The sequence below is a fragment of the Lacisediminihabitans sp. FW035 genome, from assembly GCF_054880895.1.
The window spans coordinates 168,925-187,109 of the sequence record NZ_CM142187.1 but is presented as its reverse complement, the minus strand read 5'-3'; the positions used below and the strand labels follow the sequence as shown (position 1 = coordinate 187,109).

At 67.1% G+C, this 18,185-nt stretch carries 18 protein-coding genes; 6 read left to right on the top strand and 12 right to left on the bottom strand.

The annotated features are described in order from the left end of the window. Nucleotides 1-13 precede the first annotated feature (13 nt). Complete coding sequence (locus tag ACVXZ4_RS00885) at nucleotides 14-1,036, top strand: LacI family DNA-binding transcriptional regulator (RefSeq protein ID WP_461796376.1); 1,023 nt, start codon at nucleotides 14-16, stop codon at nucleotides 1,034-1,036. Between the two features lie 230 nt (nucleotides 1,037-1,266). On the opposite strand, the gene ACVXZ4_RS00880 is transcribed toward ACVXZ4_RS00885, so the two are convergent. Continuing rightward, nucleotides 1,267-1,632, bottom strand: coding sequence for a DoxX family protein (locus ACVXZ4_RS00880; protein ID WP_461796375.1), 366 nt, complete (start codon nucleotides 1,630-1,632; stop codon nucleotides 1,267-1,269). A 136-nt stretch (nucleotides 1,633-1,768) separates the two neighbouring features. On the opposite strand from ACVXZ4_RS00880, the gene ACVXZ4_RS00875 reads away from it, so the two are divergent. Continuing rightward, nucleotides 1,769-2,176, top strand: a complete 408-nt coding sequence (locus ACVXZ4_RS00875; RefSeq protein ID WP_461796374.1) for a winged helix-turn-helix transcriptional regulator — start codon at nucleotides 1,769-1,771, stop codon at nucleotides 2,174-2,176. An 18-nt stretch (nucleotides 2,177-2,194) separates the two neighbouring features. Here ACVXZ4_RS00875 and ACVXZ4_RS00870 read toward each other — a convergent pair whose 3' ends face one another. Then, entirely contained in the window at nucleotides 2,195-3,724 is a 1,530-nt protein-coding gene (locus ACVXZ4_RS00870; RefSeq protein ID WP_461796373.1) for an FAD-dependent oxidoreductase, read from the bottom strand. 107 nt (nucleotides 3,725-3,831) lie between these two features. Between ACVXZ4_RS00870 and ACVXZ4_RS00865 the strand changes: the two genes are divergently transcribed. After that, nucleotides 3,832-4,371, top strand: coding sequence for a flavodoxin family protein (locus tag ACVXZ4_RS00865; protein ID WP_461796372.1), 540 nt, complete (start codon nucleotides 3,832-3,834; stop codon nucleotides 4,369-4,371). 24 nt (nucleotides 4,372-4,395) lie between these two features. On the opposite strand, the gene ACVXZ4_RS00860 is transcribed toward ACVXZ4_RS00865, so the two are convergent. Continuing rightward, nucleotides 4,396-5,253 carry a helix-turn-helix domain-containing protein gene (locus ACVXZ4_RS00860; RefSeq protein ID WP_461796371.1) on the bottom strand — a complete coding sequence of 286 codons (858 nt, stop codon included), beginning with the start codon at nucleotides 5,251-5,253 and terminating at the stop codon, nucleotides 4,396-4,398. Between the two features lie 123 nt (nucleotides 5,254-5,376). Here ACVXZ4_RS00860 and ACVXZ4_RS00855 point away from each other — a divergent pair, with 123 nt between their 5' ends. Then, nucleotides 5,377-6,246 carry an aldo/keto reductase family oxidoreductase gene (locus ACVXZ4_RS00855; protein ID WP_461796370.1) on the top strand — a complete coding sequence of 290 codons (870 nt, stop codon included), beginning with the start codon at nucleotides 5,377-5,379 and terminating at the stop codon, nucleotides 6,244-6,246. 51 nt (nucleotides 6,247-6,297) lie between these two features. After that, nucleotides 6,298-6,942, top strand: a complete 645-nt coding sequence (locus tag ACVXZ4_RS00850; protein WP_461796369.1) for a CG0192-related protein — start codon at nucleotides 6,298-6,300, stop codon at nucleotides 6,940-6,942. Between the two features lie 9 nt (nucleotides 6,943-6,951). Here ACVXZ4_RS00850 and ACVXZ4_RS00845 read toward each other — a convergent pair whose 3' ends face one another. Beyond that, the gene (locus ACVXZ4_RS00845) at nucleotides 6,952-7,803 is read right to left on the bottom strand and encodes a DNA-methyltransferase (RefSeq protein ID WP_461796368.1); all 852 of its coding nucleotides are present in this window, start codon (nucleotides 7,801-7,803) and stop codon (nucleotides 6,952-6,954) included. Nucleotides 7,804-7,872: 69 nt separating this feature from the next. Between ACVXZ4_RS00845 and ACVXZ4_RS00840 the strand changes: the two genes are divergently transcribed. Further along, entirely contained in the window at nucleotides 7,873-8,160 is a 288-nt protein-coding gene (locus ACVXZ4_RS00840; RefSeq protein ID WP_461796367.1) for a GNAT family N-acetyltransferase, read from the top strand. 371 nt (nucleotides 8,161-8,531) lie between these two features. On the opposite strand, the gene ACVXZ4_RS00835 is transcribed toward ACVXZ4_RS00840, so the two are convergent. The 8 genes from ACVXZ4_RS00835 to ACVXZ4_RS00800 all read right to left on the bottom strand — a co-directional run bounded on the left by ACVXZ4_RS00835 (nucleotide 8,532) and on the right by ACVXZ4_RS00800 (nucleotide 18,152). Then, nucleotides 8,532-8,840, bottom strand: coding sequence for a hypothetical protein (locus ACVXZ4_RS00835; protein WP_461796366.1), 309 nt, complete (start codon nucleotides 8,838-8,840; stop codon nucleotides 8,532-8,534). Between the two features lie 60 nt (nucleotides 8,841-8,900). Next, on the bottom strand, nucleotides 8,901-9,950 hold the full coding sequence (locus ACVXZ4_RS00830; RefSeq protein ID WP_461796365.1) for a lipoate--protein ligase family protein: 1,050 nt from the start codon (nucleotides 9,948-9,950) through the stop codon (nucleotides 8,901-8,903). A 66-nt stretch (nucleotides 9,951-10,016) separates the two neighbouring features. Then, a complete protein-coding gene (locus tag ACVXZ4_RS00825) occupies nucleotides 10,017-10,889 on the bottom strand; it encodes an alpha/beta hydrolase (RefSeq protein WP_461796364.1) in 873 nt (290 codons plus the stop codon). Between the two features lie 215 nt (nucleotides 10,890-11,104). After that, on the bottom strand, nucleotides 11,105-12,862 hold the full coding sequence (locus ACVXZ4_RS00820) for an ABC transporter ATP-binding protein (RefSeq protein WP_461796363.1): 1,758 nt from the start codon (nucleotides 12,860-12,862) through the stop codon (nucleotides 11,105-11,107). A 13-nt stretch (nucleotides 12,863-12,875) separates the two neighbouring features. Next, nucleotides 12,876-13,826 carry a glycoside hydrolase family 113 gene (locus tag ACVXZ4_RS00815; protein ID WP_461796362.1) on the bottom strand — a complete coding sequence of 317 codons (951 nt, stop codon included), beginning with the start codon at nucleotides 13,824-13,826 and terminating at the stop codon, nucleotides 12,876-12,878. After that, a complete protein-coding gene (locus tag ACVXZ4_RS00810; RefSeq protein WP_461796361.1) occupies nucleotides 13,823-16,300 on the bottom strand; it encodes a glycoside hydrolase family 2 protein in 2,478 nt (825 codons plus the stop codon). The genes ACVXZ4_RS00815 and ACVXZ4_RS00810 overlap by 4 nt, the downstream gene beginning before the upstream one ends. Continuing rightward, nucleotides 16,297-17,115: a carbohydrate ABC transporter permease gene (locus ACVXZ4_RS00805; RefSeq protein ID WP_461796360.1), complete on the bottom strand. Its 819-nt coding sequence runs from the start codon at nucleotides 17,113-17,115 to the stop codon at nucleotides 16,297-16,299. Before ACVXZ4_RS00805 ends, ACVXZ4_RS00810 begins: the two co-directional genes overlap by 4 nt. 80 nt (nucleotides 17,116-17,195) lie before the next feature. Continuing rightward, on the bottom strand, nucleotides 17,196-18,152 hold the full coding sequence (locus tag ACVXZ4_RS00800; protein ID WP_461796359.1) for a carbohydrate ABC transporter permease: 957 nt from the start codon (nucleotides 18,150-18,152) through the stop codon (nucleotides 17,196-17,198). Nucleotides 18,153-18,185: the final 33 nt, after the last annotated feature.

Here is an 18,185-nt window from a genome sequence, read left to right as displayed (position 1 = left end):
GACTTCGGGCACCATGACAATCACGCCGTCGGCACGACGCGTCGCCCCGACCCTCGAGGCCGTTGCGGCGGCCGCTGGCGTGTCCCGATCCACGGTGTCCCGGGTGGTGAACGGGTCCAGCCAGGTGAGCCCCGAGGTGCTCGAGGCGGTGCAGGAGGCGATCCGCGCCCTCAACTACAGCCCCAACCGGGCCGCGCGATCCCTCGCCAACAATCGCACTCTCGCGATCGCACTGGTGATCCCCGAAGAGACCAGCCGCTTCTTCGGCGACCCGTACTTCGCCGCGATCGTGCAGGGCATCACCCGCGAGCTCGACAACAGCGACTATGTGCTCACCCTGCAGCTTGCACAGTCGCGGCCGAGCGAGAAGACCCTGCGTTATCTCACCGGAGGCAATGTCGACGGGGCATTCGTGGTGTCCCACCACTCCGGTAACGAATTCCTCGCGGCGCTGCAGGAGACCATCCCGGTGGTCTTCAACGGGCGGCCGATGCGCTTCGACGACCCACCGGCCTATTTCGTGGATGTCGACAATGCCGCCGCTGCCGCCCGCGGCACGCAATACCTGATCGATCGGGGCCGGCAGCGAATCGCCCTCATCGCCGGGCCGCCCGACATGCCCGCCGGCGCCGACCGAGCCGAAGGATCTCTCCGCGCGCTCTCGGCAGCCGGTCACGCCGTCGATCGGGTGGCGTACGGCGACTTCTCCCAGGTGAGCGGCGCCCGCGCCATGCGCGAACTGCTCGACCGCTTCCCCGACCTCGATGCGGTTTTCGTGGCGAGCGACCTGATGGCCACGGGCGCCGTGTCCGTGCTGCGCGAGCGCGGTCGCAGCGTGCCGGGGGACGTCGCGGTGGTGGGCTTCGACGACTCTCCGGCGGCATCCAGCGGCGACATCCAGCTGACCACCGTTCATCAGCCTTCGGAGGCGATGGGCGCCAAGATGGCGCAGATGATGCTGAGCCTGTTGCGCGGGGAGACCGTGGACCACCAGTGCATCATGGAGACCCACATCGTGGAGCGCGACAGTGCGTAGTTCGATTGCGTCGGGCGCTTTCCGTTGAGCAGCCATGAATGCGTGCCACTCCTGCGTTCGCGGATCAGGAGTTGCGCGCGACACGCCGTTCCGCGAGAGGGCGACACGCCGCATCCGCAGCACAACTCCTGATCCGTGAACGCTGCCGCCAATAGCGCCTGCCGCTGGTGCGGGGGCCGGCCGAGACGCGGGGCGCCCCGAGCGGGCGCCTCCGGCATCGACCGACGCCCCTAGAGGGTGGCGAACCTCAGGATCACCACGGCGAGCGCGAGCAGCAGCAGCACGGCATTAACCGGGTATGACTTCGGCTCATTGCGGCGGGCGTGGATCACGAACGCGACGACCTGCACGAGAACGAGACCGATGGCCGCTATCGCGGTGACGACCGGTGCGATACCCGTAGCAAGGGGCAGGATGACACCGAGGGCTCCGAGCAGCTCGATCACCCCGACCACTTTCACCTGGGGCTCCGAGAAGTCTTCGACCCAGCCCATGTTGGTCTGGAGTTTGGCCTTCGGCGAAAAGGTCTTCGTGGCTCCCGCCCCGAGGTAGGCCACGGTGAGGAGGATGGCGGTGATCCAGAGGGCGATGGTCATGGGGAGTCCTGTCGATTGGGGGAGTCGATTGTTATGATGAGTGCCTAGCCACACGATCAGTTACTTAGGTGGCGAGGTCCTTTATACCTCACGACGACCACGCACTGCAGTGTGCGTGACGAACAGGAGAGTGCCCATGAGCCCGACGGCGGATGTCACGGCCCCCGGCATCGCCGAGATGGATGGGATGTGCTCGGCCTCGATCGAGCGCGGGCTGATGATCCGCGACCTGCTCGATCACCTCAGCGACAAGTGGACGCTGCTCGTCGTCGGCATGCTCGAAAGCGGCCCGGTACGGTACTCCGAGATCAAGAATCGGGTCCCCGGCATCTCGCAGAGAATGCTCACCCTCACGCTCAAAAAGCTGGAGCGTGACGGCCTGGTGAGCCGCCAGAGCTTCGCCGAGGTGCCTCCTCGCGTCGAATACTCCCTCACAGCGCTCGGACGCACCCTGCTCGCACCCGCGCTGGCCTTCGCCCGCTGGGCGATGGAGAGCGCCGAGAGCATCGTGGCGGCGCGGGCCGCCTACGACTCGCGCGACTGACGTGGCGGCGCCGGCCGCCTACGATTCGCGCGACTGAGTCCCCGGAGAGGTAGGCATCGCCGCCGTGAAGACACGCACTGCCTCCGCGGGAGGCGCGGCCGCAGCGACGAATCCGTCCGGGCGCACCAGGTAGACCACGGCCGGGGTGAGCCCGGTCGAGCCCGTCGACGGGAAGCCATGAGACGCGATCCCCAGCGCGGCGCCGACCGGGCGGGCATCCGCTCGCCCGTAGCCGTGCACCTGCCACTCGAACGAGCGCAAGACGTCATAGTTGCTTCCCGTCCAGGGCAGCCGGCGACCGACCACACGGTCGCGGTGCCCGCCGGATCGCTGCTTGTCGGCGGCATCCATCCAGTAGTGGATGCGCGTCTGCGACAGGTAGCCGAAGAACCGGGAGGCACCCTTCACCCGCGGGATCACCCGGATGACGAGGGGCGCGAGCAGCGGAGCCACCCTCCGGCGCACCAGCCGGGCGCGCCGGGTGCTCGAAGTCGCGAGGCCGAACACACGATCCGTCGTGGCGATGAGACGCACGGCGACCGGCCGGCGTTCGGCCTCGTAGCGATCGAGATACTCGTCGGTGGCGGTGCCCCGGATCACCTCGGCGAGTTTGAGCGCCAGGTTGTGGGCATCCTGCAGCCCGGTATTCATGCCCTGCGCCCCCACCGGGGAGTGCACGTGGGCGGCATCCCCCGCAAGGAAGACACGGCCTCGACGGAAGGCGGATGCCACCCGGTGCTGCACCCGGTAGGTGGAGAACCAGTGCGACTCTCGCCAGCTCACCCCGAAGACCTCGTCGACCGTCGCACGGGCCGCTGCTTCGTCGATCCCCGCGCCCCGGGAAGGCAACAGTCCGATGATGCGGTGGTGTCCGCCGGAATCGTGGCCGCCGAGGGGGAAGGAGAGCAGGAATTCCGCATCGCCGAGGCGCAGGTTCACGGCATCAGCGGTGAGTCCCCGCGTGTCATCGGTGTCGCAGACGAAAAAGCTGTGGGCATTGGTCGACCCCTCGAAGTCGATGCCGAGGGAGCGTCGCACCGGGGAGTTGCTCCCGTCGGCGCCGACGACGTACCGCGCCCGGATGACTCGGCTCCCCTCTGGCGACCGCACGGTGACGAAGCCGGACTCGGCGACGTCCGGCGCCGGTTCGACTTCGGCATTCCACTCGATCGGCACCGAGAGTTCGGCGAGGTGTTCACCGAGGATCGACTCGGTCTTGCTCTGCTCGAGCACGGTGAGCCGCGGGAACGGCGTGAGTCCGCGCCCCAGTGCTCCGATCGGCAGCACGCCGAATCGGCGGCGACCGTACCCCGGCGCCAGCAGCGCTGCGTCGGCGCTTGCTGCGGTCATCCGCTCCGCCAGTCCCAGTTGGTCGTAGATCTCGAGTGTTCGCGCCTGCACCACCACCGCGCGCGACTCCCGCGTCGGGCCGGCTTTGCGGTCGACGAGCTGCACCCTCACCCCGCGCCGGGCCAGCACGATGGCGAGCAGGAGGCCGGTCGGCCCCGCGCCGATGACCAGGACATCGGTGTCGGTCGGATCGCTCACGGCGAATCCCTTCGCTCTCTCCCGGTCGATTCTCCTCCCGCACGATGCCATCGCCCGCGGGACTTTCGGCCCTGCCCGGATGAATTGACAGGGCCACTGTGGGAGTCATGAGCATCGTCGTCGTCTTCGAGTCCATGTTCGGCAACACGCGCCAGGTTGCCGACGCGATAGCGGAGGGGCTCGCGCCCTACGGGCCAGTGACGACGTTCACCGTCAACGACCCTGAAGCGAAGGATGCCGCGCAGTCCGCGACCCTTCTGGTTGTCGGCGGTCCGACCCACGTGCACGGCATGAGCCGGCCGGCTTCGCGAGAAGAAGCCCGCAAGTGGATGGACGACCCCACAAAGAACGTCACCCTCGAACCGACCGCGCCAGGCACCGGAGTGCGCGAGTGGCTCGACGGACTCGACACTGTGCCCGCTCTCTGCGCCGCGTTCGATACGCGGATGGATATCGCGCGGATACTCTCCGGCGCCGCATCCGGCCACATCGAACGCGAGCTCACGAAGCGCGGCGCGCGTGCGGTGCTGCGTGCCGCCAGCTTCCTCGTCTCGAAGGAGACTGTGCTCGAGGGGGGAGAACTGGCCAGGGCGCGCGAGTGGGGCTCCCGCGTGGGCGAGGCGGCGGCGGTGCCGTTGCGGCGCTGATCGACTCTGGGCTCACGGCTCGGGTCAGAGTGTGGGCGCGGTCCGGGCCGGGCGGTCGGCCACTGTCGGCACGCCGAGAGCGCTCAAGAGCGTGAGCAGGCCCGCCGTCTCTGATCCGCGTTCGGCATGGTAGATCGCGAGGAGCTGGCCATCCGTGCCCCCGATCGTCAACTTCTCCCGGCGCAGGCTGAGTCGCCCGAGCTCAGGATGATGGATGATCGTCGGGCCTCCCGCCCGGATGAGCACATCGTGGCGCCCCCAGAGGCGCCGGAACTGCTCGCTGGCCAGCGAGAGCTCTCCGACCAGTTGCACCGCCCGCTGGTCGGTGGCCTCGGTGCCGATCGAGGTGCGGAACCCGGCGACGAGCTGGGGCGCGGAGCGATCCCAATCTTCGTAGAACTGCTTCTCGCGGTCATCCAGGAAGAAGTCGCGCAGCCGGTTGCGGCCGACCGCCAGGTTGGGCGAGAGCGCCACCGCGAGCGCGTTCGAGGCGAGCACGTCGAGGTATCTGCCCTCGACGAACGCGGGCTGCTCCAGCACCTCCAGCAGCTGGCGGATGCCGGCGGGCACCACCTCCCGCGTGCGCCGTTTGGCTGCGGTTCGCGCGCGCTCCTGGGTGAGGCTCACCAGGTAGTCCGTTGCGGAGTCGTCGAGCTGCAACACCTGGGCCAGGGCTTCGAGAACCTGAAGGGAGGGGTGCCGGTCGCGCCCCTGCTCGAGCCGGAGGTAGTAGTCGGCGCTCACCCCCGCGAGCATCGCGACCTCCTCGCGGCGGAGGCCGGTGACCCTGCGGATTCCGCCGACGCGAATGCCGACATCCTGTGGCTGCACCAGCTCGCGTCGCGCCCGGAGGTACTCGCCGAGCGCGTTCCCATCGTCCATCGCGCAACTGTATCCCGGTGTTCCGAGAGCTGGGTGTCCCTCGTGCTCCCAGGACACCGGGAACCCTCGCTGCGGCCGGGCGCCGGGAGGAGAGTGGACTCACGCACGACTGAAAGGATTGTCATGACGACACCCACTCTTGCCGGGGGCACCTTCACCCTCGCCGACGACCTCACCCTCACTCGCGTGGGATACGGAGCGATGCAACTCGCCGGCCCGCGGGTGTTCGGCCCGCCCGCCGACCGGCTCGGAGCCGTCGAGGTGCTCCGAACCGTCGTCGACCTCGGGATCACGCACATCGATACCTCGGACTTCTACGGCCCCTACGTGACCAACGAGATCATCAGGGAGGCGCTGCATCCCTATCCCTCGCAGCTGCACATCGTCACCAAGGTCGGGTCGCGTCGGGATGCGGAGGGCAACTGGCCCCACGCGAGGTCGCGGGAGCAATTGCGCCAAGCCGTTCACGACAACCTCGAACACCTCGGTCTCGACGTGCTCGACGTGGTCAACCTCCGGGTGGGAGCGGTGGAGGGGCCGACCCCCGGCTCCATCGCCGAGCCGTTCACCGCCCTGGCCGAACTGCAGCAGGAAGGCCTGATCAGACACCTCGGCGTCAGCACCGTCACTGCCGAGCAGGTGGCCGAAGCGCAGTCCATCGCCCCGATCGTCACGGTGCAGAACCTCTACAACATCGCGAATCGCCAGGATGACGCGCTCGTCGACTCTCTCGCCGCGCAGGGCATCTCCTACGTGCCCTACTTCCCGCTCGGCGGATTCACCCCCCTGCAATCGCACGTGCTCGACGCCGTCGCCCTGCGCCTTGAGGCATCCCCGATGGCGGTGGCGCTGGCCTGGCTGCTTCACCGCTCGCCCAACATCCTGCTGATTCCCGGCACCTCCTCCGTGGCCCACCTCCACGAAAATGTGGCCGGTGCTGCGCTCGAGCTACCCGCCGACGCGGTCGAGGAGCTGGATTCGATCGGCGGGTGAACGGGCTCCGAACCGAACGGCATCGGTTCGATGCTGCTTACAATCGAGACCATGGCCCTCCTGCACCGCGCCGAACTGCGTCCATCCAAGATCGAGCTGATCTCCGCCTGGGCACCGACCCAGCCATGGTTCACCGGGAGCGAGACCTCGGTTCTCACGAACCTGGCATCGTTCCGATTCGATGACCCGGACGGCGAGGTCGGCGTCGAGACCATAATCGTCGGCGTCGATGACGGAACCGTATTGCAGATTCCGCTCACCTACCGCGGAGCGCCGCTGGCCGAGAATGCCGGATCGCTCATCGGCACCACGGAGCACTCGGTGCTTGGGCGACGGTGGGTCTACGACGGCACCGGGGATCCCGTCTATCTCGCCGCGGTGGTGGTGACGGCGCTCACCGGCGGCATACAGGCCGACGAGTACTTCGAGGTGGACGGAGAGAGGGTCGGGCGGGAATCCTCGGCTCACGTGGTCGGCACCGGGCGCGCCGGGGGCGCCGTTCCCGAGCTCGTCGGAGAGATCTCCCCCCGGCACGGAATCGGCACCACCGAGATCGAGTCCGGTGGTCTTCGGATCGTCTTGGCTCGGGTGCTCGACCCGGCCGTCACTCCGGTCGCTGGCGCGAAGCACTCGATCACCGGCACCTGGGCCGGCCAAGGTGAACCCCGACCGCTGGTGTGGGTGAGCGTCGACTGAGGGGCGCCGCTACTCGAACGCGACGCCCGCCTTCGTGAGCCGCGCGCGGATCACCGAGAGGGCATCCGCGCTCTCGTCGACGAGCACGAACCGTCGGCCGAGAGAGGCCGCGACGGCACCGGTCGTGCCGGAACCGGCGAAGAAGTCGAGTACCCAGTCCCCCTCCCGGCTCGATGCCTGGATGATCCGGCGCAGCACGCCCTCGGGCTTCTGTGTGGGATAGCCGGTCTTCTCACGGCCGGTCGGCGAGACGATCGTGTGCCACCAGACATCCGTCGGCAGCTTGCCGAGCGCCACTTTCTCGGGCGTGACGAGCCCGGGCGCCATGTAGGGCTCGCGGTCGACGGCGGTCGAGTCGAAGTAGTAGCCCTTGGGATTCTTCACGTAGACGAGGATCGTGTCGTGCTTCGCCGGCCAGCGGCTCTTGGACTTGGCGCCGTAGTCGTAGGCCCAGATGATCTCGTTGAGAAAGCTCTCACGGCCGAAGAGCGCGTCGAGGAGCACCTTGGCGTAGTGTGCCTCGCGATAGTCGAGGTGGAGGTAGAGCGTTCCGTCGTCGGCGAGCAGGCGCCAGGCTTCCGCGAGGCGCGGCTCGAGGAAGGTCCAGTAGTCCTCGAAACGGTCGTCGTAGCTCATCAGGTCCCCCCGGATGCGCTCGTATTGCTGTCCCTTGAACCCCCGGATCGGACCGGATGCGCTGCGCACGCTCGTCGTGGACTGCCGGGCCTGCGAACGCCCGGTATTGAAAGGCGGGTCGAGGTAGACCACGGTGAATGCTCCGTCGGGAAGGGCTGCGACGGCCTCGAGATTGTCGCCGTGGATCACGCGGTCGGGCGATTCGGGCGTCCAGGCGGCGGGCATCTGCCTATTCTCCCGCACAGACAAGTCAATCCCTTTGCGCTGCCCGGTCGCCGACCGTAGTCTCGTGTGATGTCCAGTGTCGTGCAGCACCTGCCAGCCCAGAACCGTTACGTCTTCACCAAAGACGGCGTCGAGGTCGGACTCACCGACTATCAGCTCGTGGACCGTGACATCCACATCACCCATACCGAGATCGACCCGTCGATGCGGGGCGCCGGCCTCGCGTCGGAGATGGTGCAGGGCGTGCTCGACGCGATTCGCACGGAGACCGACTACCGCGTCGTGGCCGAGTGCCCGTACGTGGTGACCTGGCTCAGCCGCCATCCGGAGTACCAGGAGCTCGAGCAGCGCGTCTGAACTTTTCCCTTCGGCTCCCCTTCGGTACCGGCATCCTGCGAGTGTCGGTCCAACAGCAAATTGTGGACGAAGGGGCTGCTGAACAGCAGATTTACCGGAGATTCCCGCGACCGCGGATGTTGGGACGCTGAGGCGCGTGCGGGACGCTGATGCCCCGATCGCGCCGACGCCCTGACGCTGCTCCTCCCCGCCGGGATGGCTGACGGCGGATGGGTACACGACGGGCCGGCGTGTCGCCGCGGGCGTTGGGCGTGTCAGCGGAGTCGTCCGCTCTCAGCAGCACGCTAACGCCCGCTTGGCCTCCCAACAGGGGCCCAGCACTCGACGAGTTCGATCGGCGGGGCCGAATCACCCGGCGTGGGCGCGCGGCGCTACTCGCGGGGAGTGCGCGTGAGGTCGATGACGACCCGGCCGCGGTAGATCCCGGCCTCCTGTGAGGGGCGCACCGGATCTCCGGCGAGCGGAGCGGGGGCCGGCAGGATGGTCTGGCGGTCCATCTCGATCGCGGCTTCGTGCCGGGCGGGTGCGAAGATCTCGTCGCCGATGCCCATGAGACCGGCGCCGTTTCCGGCACTGCGGGCCTTGCTCTTACCGACGATGTCGATGAGGCCGAAGCGTTGGCCGAGGATGCCGAACAGCACAAGGCCGACGACAACACCCCCGAAGATCCACCAGTTCACCGGTCAAGGCTACGTGATCGGGCGGGCGATCGGGTCATCCCTCCGGTGGATATCGCGAGCTCAGGGCACCCGGTAGAGCCAGTCTTCGGTCGCGAACTTCTCTTCCACGAGCTGCTGCGCGCGGGCGAGTTCCTCCGGGGTCACGTCATCGGGCGTCGCGCCATACAGGCGGGTGAAGGTCTGCTCCATGCGCTCGATGATCTCCGCCCGACTGAGCCCGGTCTGGCTGCGCAGTGGATCGACGCGCTTGTTCGCACTCTTCGTGCCCTTGTCGCTCATCTTCTCGCGGCCGATGCGCAGCACCTCCACCATGCGGTCGCCGTCCATGTCGTAGCTCATGGTGACGTGATGGAGCACCGCGCCGGTTCCGAGTCTCTTCTGGGCCGCGCCGCCGATCTTCCCCGTCGGGCTCGTGATGTCGTTGAGCGGCTGGTAGGAGGCATCGATCCCGAGAGATTTGAGCGCGGTGATCACCCACTCGTCGAGGAAGGCGTAGGAGTCGGCGAAAGTCATGCCGTGCACGAGATCGGTCGGCGCATAGATCGAATAAGTGATCACGGAGCCGGCCTCCATGAACATCGCTCCCCCACCGCTGACGCGTCGCACCACCTGGAAGCCGTACTTCGCGGCGTTGTCGAGGTCGACCTCGTTCTTCACCGACTGGAAGCTGCCGATCACGACGCCGGGTTCGTTCCACTCCCAGATACGCAGGGTGGGCTTGCGGCGGCCGGCGCCGACCTCCTCCGAGAGCACCTGGTCGAGCGCCATCTGCAGGACGGGCGGATAGGCGGCGCCGTGGATGAGCTGCCAGTCGTAGTCGGTCCAGCTGGTGGCTCGGGCGAGCGAGCGTCGCACCGCTACGGCGACGGCATCCGGGGAGAACCCGAGCATGATCACGTCGTCGGGCAGCGCACCCTGCACCGCGAACGAGATCGTGGAGGCGTCGCTGTCTTCGGAGAGGCCGTTGACCGCCTCGTTGATCAGGGCGAGGGCGTCGTCGGGTTCGAGGAAGAAATCGCCGGCCAGTCGGAAGTTGGCGATGCGGTGGTCGATCACGTCGAGATCGACGACCACGAGTTTTCCGCCGGGGACCTTGTACTCACCGTGCATTGCTGTGCCTTTCGTCGAGCGGATTCCAGCCTAGGGCCGTGACGATGGATGAAGGCCGGGGTGGGTCTACTCGGGCGTGAGGTGGGTCTTCAGCCAGTCGATCGTGTCGGCGATGACCTCTTCGCGGTTGGTCTCGTTGAAGACCTCGTGGCGGGCATCCGTGTAGATGATGAGCTTCACATCGCTGAGCTTCGACCGGGTGAGGTAGGCCTGGGCGAGCAACTCGGCACTGTGCACGCCGCCGAGGGTATCTTCGCTGCCGATCTGGATGAGCACCGGGATGTCATGGGCGAGATTCTTGGCCGGGCGGCCGAGGAGGCGCAGGCTGTCAGCGACGCCGAACAGCTTCATGCCGTTGGCCTTGAATGTGAGGGGATCGTCGAGGAAGGCCTGTCCGACCGACTGGTCCCGGCTCAGCCACTCGTAGCCGGTGGTGCCGAGGTGCGCGTGCTTCTTTGCGAGATCGCCGCCGTTCATGTGAACAAGAGTGCGGTAGGCGGTGCCGGTGAGGATCAGTGCCTCGTAGTCGTCGGCGTGTTCGTTGATGATCGATTGCGCGATGAGTGAGCCCCAGCTGTGGCCGAGAAGGGCGAGCGGCACCCCGGCGTTCTCGTCGCGGATGATCGGCAGCAGCTCGCGCACCGAACGGATGGTGGAGCGGATGCCGCCGGGGCCGAGCTTGCCGAGCTGCGAGTGGTCGCCGCCCCACTGCTCGAGGCCGGTCTGGCCGTGCCCGCGGTGGTCGTCGGCGTAGACGGAGTATCCGGCGGAGACGAGTTTCTGGGCGAGCTCTTCATACCGCGCGGCGTACTCACCGAGACCGTGGGCGATCTGCACGACGCCCACCGGCGTGCCGACCTTCCAGTGGAAGAAGTGGATCGTCACGCCGTCGGAATCGACGAAGGTGCGCTCCTGCCGTGCGGCGGTGAACTGGACCATCGGGCCTCCTGGCAACGGACGTATTCTCGAGTGCTCCAGTGTAGAGCGCAGGGTGCACTGAAGGGCCAGTCCCCGCGGATCCGGCTCTCGCGGTAGGCGCTGTGCCTTCAGCGCGCCGCTGGGTGACACTCGCGCCGGAAAGGGCAGGCGCCCGTGTCACTCACGGCAGCACCGCTGGAGGAAGCCGCACCCGCCTTCCGTACGGCCGGCCGACGTCACGTGCTCTGCGCCTCCACGAGTCGCCGATACCGGCCGTCGAGCGCGAGGAGCTCATCGTGCGAGCCGACCTCCGCGATGCGACCGTGGTCGAGCACGACGATGCGGTCGGCCGAACGGATCGTCGAGAGCCGGTGCGCGACGATGAGGGTGGTGCGGCCGCCGATCAACCGCTGGAGTGCCTGCTGCACCAGGCGCTCGGACTCACCGTCGAGCGCGGACGTCGCCTCATCCAGCAGCAGGATGCGGGGATCGCGGATGAGCGCGCGGGCGATCGCGAAACGCTGGCGCTGGCCCCCGGACAGTCGCGATCCGCGTTCGCCCACGATCGTGTCCCAGCCCTCGGCCATATCGGCGACGATCTCGGTCGCGTTGGCGTCGGCCAGCGCCTGGCGCACCTCGTCATTGCTCGCTCCCACCAGCCCGTGGGTGATGTTGTCACGCACGCTTCCTTCGAAGAGAACGGACTCCTGGGGAACGACCGCGACGAAGGACCGCAGGGTGCGCATGTCGAGCTCGGCCATGTCCCGGCCGTCGAAGAGGATGCGTCCCTCGGTGGGGCGCAGGAAGCCGAGGACGAGATTGAGCAGAGTCGACTTGCCCGACCCCGAGGGACCGACGAATGCGATCGTCTCGCCGCGCCGGATGTGCAGATCGATGCCGGAGAGCACGGGACGCACGCCATCGGCATGCTCGAAGCCCACGTTCTCGAGGCGCAGGTCGCCGTCCAGCGAGGAGACGACCGCCTTTCCATTGTTCGCCTCGATGTCCGGCTCCTCGAGCACCTCGCAGATCGACTTCACCGACTCGATGCCCCGCGTGATGATCGGGGCGAGCGACAGCAGTGCGACGATGCTGCCGGTGAGGATCGTGAAGTAGGTGCTGAGCAGCACGACCTCGCCGGGGGTGATGGGGATGAATCCGGTGAGGGAGGCCAGTGCCGCCCCGGTGAGGCAGAGCACCCCGAGCGACTGGTACGAGATCCAGCTCAGGGCGCCGAAGGAGCCGTTCAGCCTGTCCAGCTTGAGGCCTGCGTCGCGCACGCCCTCTGCACTGCGGCCGACGCGGTCCGCGGCATCCGATTCGAGGCCGTGCGCCCGGGTGATGGGCATCAGGGTCGACATCTCGCCGACTCGCGCCGAGAGGTGCTCCACCGTGTGGCGGAACTGCTCGTTGCGGGCGTTGGACCGCCGACGCAGTCCCCGCACGAGCAGCGCCGCGACCGGCACGGCGATGAAGAAGACCGGCACAAAGGCGGGAACGCGCAGGGCGGTGACGACGATGGCGCCGGCGAGCACGAAGAACGCGGAGAAGCCGGTCTGGGCGGTCTGCTGCATCATCAACTCGATGTTCTCGACATCCCGGATGATCTTGGTCTGGATGATCGACGAGCTCGCACGCGAGTGGTACCCGATGGTGAGTTCCTGCAGCTGGTGCGTCAGGCGGTTGCGGATGTCGACGGCGAGCTGGCGCACGCTGCCCATGTAGAGGGTCACGAAGACGATGTTGGTGGGGAAGTTCTGCATCAGGATCACGAGCGCCGCTGCCAGCAGCCACAGCAGTTGCTGGGGCTGGCCGTGCGAGACAACGATGTCGATCACCGCTGCGGTGATCACCGGCAGCACCCACTGCGGGCTGTCCTTGACCCCGAAGACGAGCATCGACAGCAGGATGCGGGTGCGGAACGGTCGCAACCACCCGAGCAGGGTGCGGCCGGGGCGCGTGGCATCCGCTCCGGACGCGCGAAGCCCGGTCACGGCGACAGGTCGATCATCGTCGGCGGGCGGCGTAGTGCTGCCGAACGACCTCTTCCGCCGGCTTGCCGTAGATGCAGTAGTCGTCGTCGGTCGCGGCGGCCTCCCGCGCGTAGAGCACGGGTGGCCAGTCCCAGAGCATGAAGCCCTGCACCCACGGCCGTTTCGCGCAGGTCTCGAAGGCATCGCGGTACCACGCGGCCTGCTCTTCGAGCGAGACCGCTCCCGCCAGGGTCCAGTCGTTGGGGCGGGCGGAGGACCCCACCCGGCTCGGGCATCCGGACTCCATGAAGAAGAATGGCTTGTTCTCCCGCTCGACGACGGTGCCGATCCGGTCGAGCTGGGTGTCCCATTCGCCGAGCGGGTAGTACCCGCTCGAGGAGATGATGTCGACCGCGTCCCACCAGGTGACCCGGTGCTCCTGGTACTTGTCGCTGTTGTAGGTGACGAGGCCGCTATAGGCGGCGCGCACCTCCGCAATGAGCGTGCGCCACTCGGCATCCCTTTTGTCGGTCTGCACCATCTCGCACCCGATGCACAGCATCTCGCAGCCCTCCTCGTGCGCGATGCGGGCGTAGTGCAGCACGAACCTCGTGAAGGAGGCGAACCACTCGGCCCAGCTCGGCTCGCCAGGCACCTCCTCGTCGAAGAAGCCGATGAAAGCGCGCCAGGTGCCGTCGGCAACGTTCACCACGGGCTTGAGGCAGACCTTGAGTCCCTTGGCCTTCGCCTCGCGAATGGCCCAGCGCACCTCGTCGTCGGTCACCGTCGGCTCATCGGCGAAGCGGATGTCGGTCGACTGTGCCGTCGCCTGGAGCGCCCCGAAGGCGATCCCGACCCAGTTGGCGTCGAGGTCGACGAGGGCGGAAAGCGACCGCTCGGCCTGCGGGGTCGCCCAGGTGCCGCGCACGCCCGTCCAGCCCCAGGTCATGCCGCAGAACTGCTCGGTGCTCAGATCCCCGGTCATGCCTGCGCCACGAGCTGGTTCGCGCTGCGCAAAATCGTGGGATCCGACCACACGGCATCATCGATGCCAGCGGCGGCGGTCACCGTGAAGACGACGCTCTCGCCGGCGAGCAGGGTGACGAGCTGGTCGTCGACGCGGGCGCTGCCGTCGATCTTGTCGACGAGGAGCGCGAGATCCCGCACGAGGTTCGCTGCCGTCACGGTCACCGCGTAGCCGCCGTCGACGCGGTGCGCGGTGACCTCGAGGCGCGGCGCCTCGAGTTGCGAGTCGCGATACTCGGCGAAGAACCACAGTGCCCGCCGGTCGCCGAGCGTCACTTCGAGGAATTCGGATGCCGCGTCATCCGGGGTCGTGACCGCGAGATCCACATGGATGGTCGCCGTCGTTCGGGGCGGGGCATCGACGGCGACCGCGGTCGCCGCGAGTTCGGTGCCGTCGAATCGCAGGCGGCGCACGACAGCCTGGCCGGACCAGGCCTCGTCGGTGTCGTTCACGGCGCTGGCGACCACGGCGTCGGCGCGGGGTTGGAGGGTGAGCAACCTGTCGGCGTAGGCGTGCGTGATCGCATACAGGAGAGGCTTCGGCCGACCATCCCCGTCGACGGCGGCCCACGAGGTCACCGGCCAACAGTCGTTGAGCTGCCAGACGATCGATCCCATGCAGTGCGGGGAGAGCGAGCGGAAGTGCTCGATGCCGGTCTGCACGGCGACGGCCTGGTTGAGCGACATCGCCCAGTGCCAGTCGTCGATGTCGTCGGGCAATGGCAGGTGCGCCACCAACCCGTCGATCAGCTTGACGTTGCCGTCCTGGGCCTTCTGGTGCACGAGCATGCCGGGTGACTCCGGCGTGAGCGGGGAGTCGGAGATCGAGCGGGTCATCGTCGACCAGGTCGGCGGCCCCTGCCAGCCGAACTCCCCGACGAACCGCGGGCTGTGGTCACGATAGTGGGGATAGTCCTGCCGGTTCCAGAGCTCCCACAGGTGCACCGAGCCGTGCTCGGGATCGTTCGGGTAGTACTCGTCGCTCGGCGAGAACGGGCTGCTCGGGGTGTACGGGCGGCCGGGGTCGAGCTCGGAGAGAAGGCGGGGAAGCAGGTCGAGGTAGTAGCCGAGCCCCCAGCTGCGATCGCCGAGTCGCTTCTCCCAGCCCCACTCCTGGTAGCCCCAGATGTTCTCGTTGCTTCCGTTCCAGATCACGAGACTCGGGTGCGGCATCAGCCGCACGATGTTGTCCCTCGCTTCGGCCTCCACCTCTGAGCGCATCGGTTCTTCCTCGGAGTAGGCCGCACAGGCGAACAGGAAGTCCTGCCAGGTGAGGATCCCCTGCTCGTCGCAGACGTCATAGAAGTCGTCGCTCTCGTAGATGCCGCCGCCCCAGACCCGCAGCAGGTTGATGTTGGCGCCCGCGGCCTGAAGGATCCGCTCCTCGTACCGCGCCCGGTCGACCCGGTGCACGAAGGCATCGTCGGGAATCCAGTTGGCGCCCTTGATGAAGACGGGTCGCTCGTTGACGAGGATCGTGAACGGTGTGCCTGCGGCGTCGGGTTCGGTGTCGACCCTCACGGTGCGGAAACCGAGGCGACCGTGCCAGCTATCGCGCAGCACGTCTTCACCCTCGAGCACGACGTCGAGATCGTAGAGCGGATGCTCGCCGTGACCGATCGGCCACCACCGCTCGGCGCCCGGAACCACGATCCGTGCCTCGGCCACGGTCTCGCCCTGCTCGAACCCCACGGTGGACGACACCGTGCCGACGGTGACCCGCGCCGAATATCCGGACGCGGCGGCGGGTGCCGCGATCTCGACGCGCACGGTCGCGACGCCGTCCGGACCGTCCATCGTTACCGTCGGCCGCACGGAGTCGAGCCGCGCTCCCGACCAGGTCTGCAGCGTGACCGGACGCCAGAGGCCGACGCTCGCGGTATCCGGTCCCCAGTCCCAGCCGAAGCTACAGGCCATCTTGCGGATCGAGTTGTAGGGATGGTGGTTGACGTGCGGGCGGTAACCCTGCTCGAGGCTCTCGCGATCGGCATAACGCACCGGCGACGCGAAGGTGACGGTGAGCTCGTTCTGCCCGGCACGAAGCAGCGATCGCACCGCGAAGCGATAGGTGCGGTGCATGTTGCGGGTCTCGGCGATCACCGCGCCGTTGAGCTCGACCCGCGCGATGGTGTCGAGACCCTCGAAGACGAGCTCGGCCACCTCCCTGCCATCGTCGGCCCACTCGAAGGTCGTGCGGTACTCCCAGTCGCACGCGCCGATCCAGGCCTGGAGGTGCTCGTTGTCGTCGAGGTACGGATCGTCGATGATGCCCGCCGCCAGCAGGTCGGTGTGGATGCTGCCGGGAACCGTGGCGGCGAAGGAACGCCCGGCGAGCTGTGCCGGTGCCGGGCCTCCCACGGCTCGAACGGACCAGCCGTCGTGGAGAGCGCGCGTGGTCTTCGACTCGGCGACCGTGGTCGTTGTGGTGCTCATTTGGTTGCCCCCTGGGTGAATCCGTTGTAGATGAAGCGCTGGAGTACGAGAAAGATGATGAGCGTGGGGATGATCACGAGCAGCGCACCGGCCGAGATGATCTGCCACTGCGAGCCGTACGGCCCCTTGAACGCGAACAGCGCGGTCGAGATCATCGCGTTTTCCGGCGACGGCGCGTAGAGGAAGGCCTGGTAGAACTCGTTGTAGATGGCGATGCCCTTGATGATGACGACTGTGGCGATCGCCGGCTTCAGAAGGGGGAGGATGACCCGCCAGTAGATCGTGAACTTGTTGGCGCCGTCGAGCATCGCCGCCTCATCCACGTCTTTGGGAATCGACTGCATGAACTGCACGAAGATGTAGATCGAGATGATGTCGGTGCCGAGGTTCAGCGCGATCAGCGACCACAGGCTGTCGTACAGGCCGAGGCCGTTGACGATCTGGAAGGTCGCGACCTGCGTCGTGACGCTGGGCACCAAGGTCGCCACCAGGAAGAGCCCGACCACGACCTTCTTGAACCGGAACTCGAACCGGTCAACCGCGTAGGCGGTCATCGATCCGATCACGACGGTGCCGAACAGCGACACGATGAGCACGAAGGTCGTGTTGCGGAAGCCGACCGCCATGTTGCCGTCGGTGAAGGCCGTGACGAAATTGCTGAAGTTGAACCAGTTCGCCGGCAACTGCAACGGGCCGGTGGTCGCGAATTCGCGTTTGGTCTTGAACGAGGTGATCACCAGTACGACGAGGGGGAGCAGCGTGACGGCGCTCGCCACCACCAGGATCACGTACTTGGAAACCGCCCCGCCGACCATGCCCGCGCGACCCTGTCGCGATCGCGGCGGCACTGCGTTGCGTGCCCGAGGTTCGGACTGTGTCCTCGATGTCGTCGTCGTCATGTGAGATTCACCTCGTCGTCAGGAACCAGTCTCCGTTGGATAACGGTCACGATCAGCACGATGATCAGCAGTACGACGGCCATGGCCGACGCGAGTCCGACCTGCCGGTAGGTGAAGGCCTGCTGGATCGTCTTGATCACGAATGTGCTGCTGCCGTTTGTGCCCCCGGTGATGATGAACGGGATCTCGAAGACCGACAGGCTGCCCGAGATCGCGAGGATGAACGAGAGGCTGATGATGCGTTTGATGCCGGGAAGGATGATGAAGCGGAACTGCTGGATCTTGTTGGCCCCGTCGAGATCGGCAGCCTCGTAGAGCGACGCGGGGATCGACTGGATCGCCCCGAGGAACAGGATGAAGCTGAGCCCGGTGTAGCGCCAGATCGATGTCGACGCCAGGGAGATGTTCACCACGTCGGGGTTGCCAAGCCACTGCACGGTGAGCTGCTGGAGCCCGACCAGCTTGAGCACGCTGTCGAGGGTGCCGTTCGGCTGGAAGAAATAGAGGAACATGAGGCCGATTGCGACCCCGTTGAGAAGAGTCGGGAAGAACAGGATGCCCTTGAACAGGTTGCGTAGGCGGGTGCTGAAACTCAGCACGGTCGCGAAATAGAGGGCGAACCCCATCTGCAGGAACGACGCCACGATGTAGTACAGGCTGACCGCGAAGACCCGGAGGAACTCCGGCTTAGTGAAGATGTCGATGTAGTTCTGGACACCGATGAAATTCTTGGTGAGGTCGATGCCGTCCCAGTCTGTGACGCTGTACCAGAACAGGTTGACCGCGGGAATGTAGGTGAAAACCACCAGGAACGCGAGAGGGGCGAGAAGGAAGAGGTAGGGCGTGATCCTGCGCTGGCGCACACCCCGTCGCGGTAGGCCGGTCTTCTTCCGGGCGAGGGGTGCGGCTGCAGTGGGGAGGATCCCCCCGGTGGTGCCAGTCACTTGGGACATCGTGCCTGTCCTTCCGGGGGGATCCCCACAACT

Excerpts from the sequence above, each read along its gene's own strand:
- ACVXZ4_RS00885 (WP_461796376.1), top strand. The coding sequence starts at position 14 with ATGACAATCACGCCGTCGGCACGACGCGTCGCCCCGACCCTCGAGGCC.
- ACVXZ4_RS00880 (WP_461796375.1), bottom strand. The coding sequence starts at position 1,632 with ATGACCATCGCCCTCTGGATCACCGCCATCCTCCTCACCGTGGCCTAC.
- ACVXZ4_RS00875 (WP_461796374.1), top strand. The coding sequence starts at position 1,769 with ATGAGCCCGACGGCGGATGTCACGGCCCCCGGCATCGCCGAGATGGAT.
- ACVXZ4_RS00865 (WP_461796372.1), top strand. The coding sequence starts at position 3,832 with ATGAGCATCGTCGTCGTCTTCGAGTCCATGTTCGGCAACACGCGCCAG.
- ACVXZ4_RS00860 (WP_461796371.1), bottom strand. The coding sequence starts at position 5,253 with ATGGACGATGGGAACGCGCTCGGCGAGTACCTCCGGGCGCGACGCGAG.
- ACVXZ4_RS00855 (WP_461796370.1), top strand. The coding sequence starts at position 5,377 with ATGACGACACCCACTCTTGCCGGGGGCACCTTCACCCTCGCCGACGAC.
- ACVXZ4_RS00850 (WP_461796369.1), top strand. The coding sequence starts at position 6,298 with ATGGCCCTCCTGCACCGCGCCGAACTGCGTCCATCCAAGATCGAGCTG.
- ACVXZ4_RS00845 (WP_461796368.1), bottom strand. The coding sequence starts at position 7,803 with ATGCCCGCCGCCTGGACGCCCGAATCGCCCGACCGCGTGATCCACGGC.
- ACVXZ4_RS00840 (WP_461796367.1), top strand. The coding sequence starts at position 7,873 with ATGTCCAGTGTCGTGCAGCACCTGCCAGCCCAGAACCGTTACGTCTTC.
- ACVXZ4_RS00830 (WP_461796365.1), bottom strand. The coding sequence starts at position 9,950 with ATGCACGGTGAGTACAAGGTCCCCGGCGGAAAACTCGTGGTCGTCGAT.
- ACVXZ4_RS00825 (WP_461796364.1), bottom strand. The coding sequence starts at position 10,889 with ATGGTCCAGTTCACCGCCGCACGGCAGGAGCGCACCTTCGTCGATTCC.
- ACVXZ4_RS00815 (WP_461796362.1), bottom strand. The coding sequence starts at position 13,826 with ATGACCGGGGATCTGAGCACCGAGCAGTTCTGCGGCATGACCTGGGGC.
- ACVXZ4_RS00810 (WP_461796361.1), bottom strand. The coding sequence starts at position 16,300 with ATGAGCACCACAACGACCACGGTCGCCGAGTCGAAGACCACGCGCGCT.
- ACVXZ4_RS00805 (WP_461796360.1), bottom strand. The coding sequence starts at position 17,115 with ATGGTCGGCGGGGCGGTTTCCAAGTACGTGATCCTGGTGGTGGCGAGC.
- ACVXZ4_RS00800 (WP_461796359.1), bottom strand. The coding sequence starts at position 18,152 with ATGTCCCAAGTGACTGGCACCACCGGGGGGATCCTCCCCACTGCAGCC.